This is a genomic window from Pseudomonadota bacterium (assembly GCA_026388215.1).
In the GTDB taxonomy this organism is placed as follows: Bacteria; Desulfobacterota; Syntrophorhabdia; order Syntrophorhabdales; family Syntrophorhabdaceae; genus JAPLKF01.
Genome location: JAPLKF010000166.1, coordinates 1 through 4,123, shown reverse-complemented (window position 1 = coordinate 4,123; position 4,123 = coordinate 1). Strand labels below are relative to the sequence as shown.

Genomic DNA, 4,123 nt, shown 5'->3' with positions numbered 1-4,123 from the left:
CCCTTCCCACCTCTTAAAAAGGGAATGGTCTACATCCATGAGGTCCAGTATTTTACCCACTGTATGGTCTATGATGTCTTGAATACTTCTCGGGGCATGATAAAAGGCAGGGATGGGTGGCAGGATTATTCCTCCCAGGTCAGCAACCTTACACATCAGTTCAAGGTGGCCTTTATGGAGAGGGGTCTCTCTGACCACGAGGATTAATCTGCGTCTCTCCTTCAGCACAACATCAGCAGCCCTGATCATAAGGTTCTCATTATATGAATTTGCTATACCGGATAATGTCTTTATAGTGCATGGAACTATTACCATGCCATCAGTTTTAAAAGACCCGCTTGATATTGGGGCAGCCAGATCATTTATATCATAAACCTTGTAGGCCAACCTTTTTACACGTTCTATTTTAAAGCTTGTCTCTATTGAAATATTCCTTTTTGCAGCATCAGAAAGTATGAGATGGGCCTCTACCTTTAAATCTTTTAATACCTCAAGTAGCCTTATACCATATATAACACCTGTAGCACCCGTAATGCCTACAACGATTCGTTTCATTTTTTTCCTACCTTCTTGATTATTCTCTTAAGTATACGGTCACAAAGTTCCACGATTATTTCTACCTCTTCCATTTTTAATCCATCCCAATGGATTCCAGCAACCACAACTACCTTTTTGTTTAGCCTTTTTGCGAGTCCTTCTGACATTGCCTTTACAACAACATCTTCCTTGTGGCCAATATATGTGAAGACCGAACTGGTAGCACTTATTTTCCTTGAATCTCTTAAGCTTGGTCGGGGCTCAGCCATTCCGATTGCCCCTATGTGGACATTCCCGCCTGAAAGGACTACGAGAAGATCATTGCCCATCAAGCTTACCTGAGCAAAGACCTCAAAATAGTCTTCCCTTTCTGAGATATCAAAGCTTACTACATCCTTTTTCACCATTCACTTACCACTGTTTACTACTTTTATCATACCATCTAAAATCTCTACGGCCCTTTCTGCAAAAGCAGGATCACTGATATGAACATCCATCTCTTCAATTGGTATTTTGGGGTTGATTATCCGTTTAAGCTCATCTACAAAGACCTGATTTGTTTCAGGGTCGAATAGTTCCATTCCAGGTTTATCGGCTTCGGACCAGCCCTTTCTGGGGATAAGGACATAGGTATGTCCCTTTGATTTGTTCAGTTTTTCCGCAACAATCGATGCAAATCTCTCCATCTCGGCGGGCTGCATGCGTACGCAAAACCGTGTGTCAAGGGTGTGTATTCTTCTGCCTTTCAGTTCATCTGGCATCGGGTAAAAGGGGCTAAAGACCGCATTATCGAGGCCACCAGGGGCAAAGACAAGGGGTATCCCCATACTTCCTGCCATCTCGAGACGGCTTGGACCAATCCCCCTGCAGTAGCCCCCAAATATCTCATCTGCTATCTCGTGGGGGGTAAAATCGAGGACCCCTGCAATAAAACCCTCACCGATCAACTCCTCCATAGCCATGCCACCGCACCCGTTTGCATGGAATGCAATCATCTCGTATCCCTTTGCCAAAAGGAGGGGCTCTGCGGTTGTAGCGTATGCCGAGTTAATACCATAGGTAGTGACCGCCACCATGGGTCTTTCTTTTTTAAATTCCCTGCCTCTCTCCATCATTCCGCATACAGCATGAGCCGCCTGTGCAAGAATAAGACGGATAAACTCATTGAAGCCGAGGAGATCTGCAACAGAATGGAACATCACAATATCTTTAGTACCTATGTATTCCCTGATGTCCCTTGACGCTACCGTGGAGACGAGAACCTTGGGGAGCCCAAAAGGCAGAGAACGCATGATAAAAGCGGCTATGGCGGTACCTGTCCCGCCTCCCATGCCAAAAACCCCGTTCAGTTTCCCTTCCCTGAGAAGACGTTGTGCAACAAGAGCGCCGCCCTCCTGAACAGCCCTCACTGCCGCTGAACGGTCTCTCTTTGCGATAAACTGGTTGAGGTTATATCCGGCAGCCTCCGCCAATTCGTATCGTGTGATGTGAGGATTCGTTTGGGCTTTCAAAAGGATCCCCACATCCATAAGGATCGGTTGACTACCGAGGTGTTCCACACAGTCCTTTACATAGGCAGCTTCCCTGCCTTTTGTATCGAGGGTGGTAATGATAAGTAATTGTTTCTTCATAATGTGGTTAATATAAACCAGAAAAAACCCTTACCTAAATCTTAACTTTAGTAGGGGTGATAGCCTTTTCAAGCAGCAGCTCCAAACCAGTCTTTTTACCAAGCACAGATTCCTTCTTCTTCTTGCCCCATACGCTCTCAGGACGAGTCTGTACGAGAAAGATGCTCTCAGGAAATGGAAGACTTCTCGAGATAGACCACTCTACATCCTGAGGACATCCGAAATGTGTTTCAACCTTTTTCGCAAGCCTTGTAAGCTCTATAACTTCTCTATCTTCAAGACACTTAACCTTCCTTTGATCTGGAGGCAGCTCTATATATTCCATCTCTTTGGTCTCTGGGTTATAGACAAATTCGCTCCCTTTATCCGAAATAACCTTTTCTTCAATCTCCAGAGTAACTTTGTCAACCAGATACCTGTCGGGTGTTACATTTCCGGAAACCACAGCTTCACCAAAACCGAAACTTCCTTCTATAGTTACTTTCGATACATCACCATTAACAGGGTTTATGGTAAACATAACCCCGGCAGCCTTTGCATCGACCATTGTCAATACAGCCACTCCTATCGGGTCATAATGCAATGGTAAATTGAGCCTTGCCCTTGCAATAATAGAACGGGGATTGAACGTACTCGACCATACACGTACCACATTGAAAACAACATCATCTGCTCCACTTACATTCAAATATGTCTCATACTGACCGGGATGGCTTGCAGGCCCTGCAGAACGGGTAGCCACATATAACTTTTCAACCCCGGCAATCCTGCACAGTTCCGCATAGTAGTTCCTGACGGTCTCCTCCATATCAGGAGGCATTTTTATCATTTCAACAATTTCCCTTATATCCTGGGATGCCTTTTCGTATTTCAGGGTCTCCGCTAAATCATTTGGATCAGCCTTAAAGTTCTCTAAATACTTCAATATACGTTTTGTGGCTTCTGTCTCGTTCATAAATCTGTTGTATGCATCCACACCTAAGGCAAAACCAGGTGGTACGTGAAAACCTGCCTTCGTCAACTCTCCGAGGTTGGCACATTTTTTTCCAACAATATCGTTGTGTTCCTGCCCAACCTCTTTTAACCAGTATATCCATTTTTCTGCCATATTAATTCCCCCTTTATGTCTTAAGAAAAGTCTGGAAGCACGGTCGTATGGTGACCGTACTTCCAGTTCATTTTGACTTCAGGGCTCAAGCCCTTTTAGTTATCCACAATCTTACTTCCCTTTACTCCTTTGGTGGTTTTGGCTCAGTCAACGGCCAAAAGTTGAAAAACCCTGTATACGAGGCAATAACAGGAAAGGTAAAGCCTAAAAGGGCGGTTGCGATCCAGAGTTCCCGCACATAACCAACGGCACCTCCACTTGGCAGAGGACCGGCGATGAGGAGGCTAAACCATAGATAGAGATAGTACATCACGACTGCGAGAATAATATTGAGGATGATCAGGATTATCCCCTTTCCGGGTTGTTTCACAGTCTGCACCGGGGCAGTCTGCATCAAAAGAAGCATAATGAACTCTCCAAAGATTATGCAGATAGGGACTTTAAGAGTGTATACAAACACGTCCATTCCCATGTTATCCACGAAAATCGATTTGATTATATATGCGATGATGCATACCACTATACTGACCACGATACCCCAGATGGGTTGTTTACCAAATGCAGGGGCTTTCGGCGGAATGAGGCTTAATGGCCAGAAGTCGAGCTCCACCCATGCCAGAATGACGGCAAGGGCCGTGAGAAAGAAGGCTAAGCTCGAAAAGGCATTAAAAGCTCCGCTTGGAGGCATTACTGCAGCATAGAAAGGTGCGCCCTTCATGAAATCAAAATTGAATAATGTCTTGAAGAGTATCAAGGATACTGCGTAAGAGACAATAAGCGTACCAAAACCCACGAAGGCGGGGTGGTTGCCCTTGATGCCTGCTGCTGGCCAGCATCCCCACACAAC

At 45.1% G+C, this 4,123-nt stretch carries 5 protein-coding genes; all 5 read right to left on the bottom strand.

The features are described 5' to 3' along the window. The coding region (locus NTU69_09560) for a UbiX family flavin prenyltransferase (protein MCX5803756.1) at positions 1-555 on the bottom strand (555 nt) is incomplete at its 3' end. Then, on the bottom strand, positions 552-944 hold the full coding sequence (locus tag NTU69_09555) for a hypothetical protein (GenBank protein ID MCX5803755.1): 393 nt from the start codon (positions 942-944) through the stop codon (positions 552-554). The genes NTU69_09560 and NTU69_09555, both read right to left, overlap by 4 nt. Continuing rightward, positions 945-2,168 carry a Tm-1-like ATP-binding domain-containing protein gene (locus NTU69_09550; protein MCX5803754.1) on the bottom strand — a complete coding sequence of 408 codons (1,224 nt, stop codon included), beginning with the start codon at positions 2,166-2,168 and terminating at the stop codon, positions 945-947. Between the two features lie 34 nt (positions 2,169-2,202). After that, the gene (locus NTU69_09545; GenBank protein MCX5803753.1) at positions 2,203-3,276 is read right to left on the bottom strand and encodes a PEP/pyruvate-binding domain-containing protein; all 1,074 of its coding nucleotides are present in this window, start codon (positions 3,274-3,276) and stop codon (positions 2,203-2,205) included. A gap of 121 nt (positions 3,277-3,397) precedes the next feature. Beyond that, on the bottom strand, positions 3,398-4,123 hold a 726-nt coding region (locus NTU69_09540; GenBank protein MCX5803752.1), incomplete at its 5' end, for a hypothetical protein.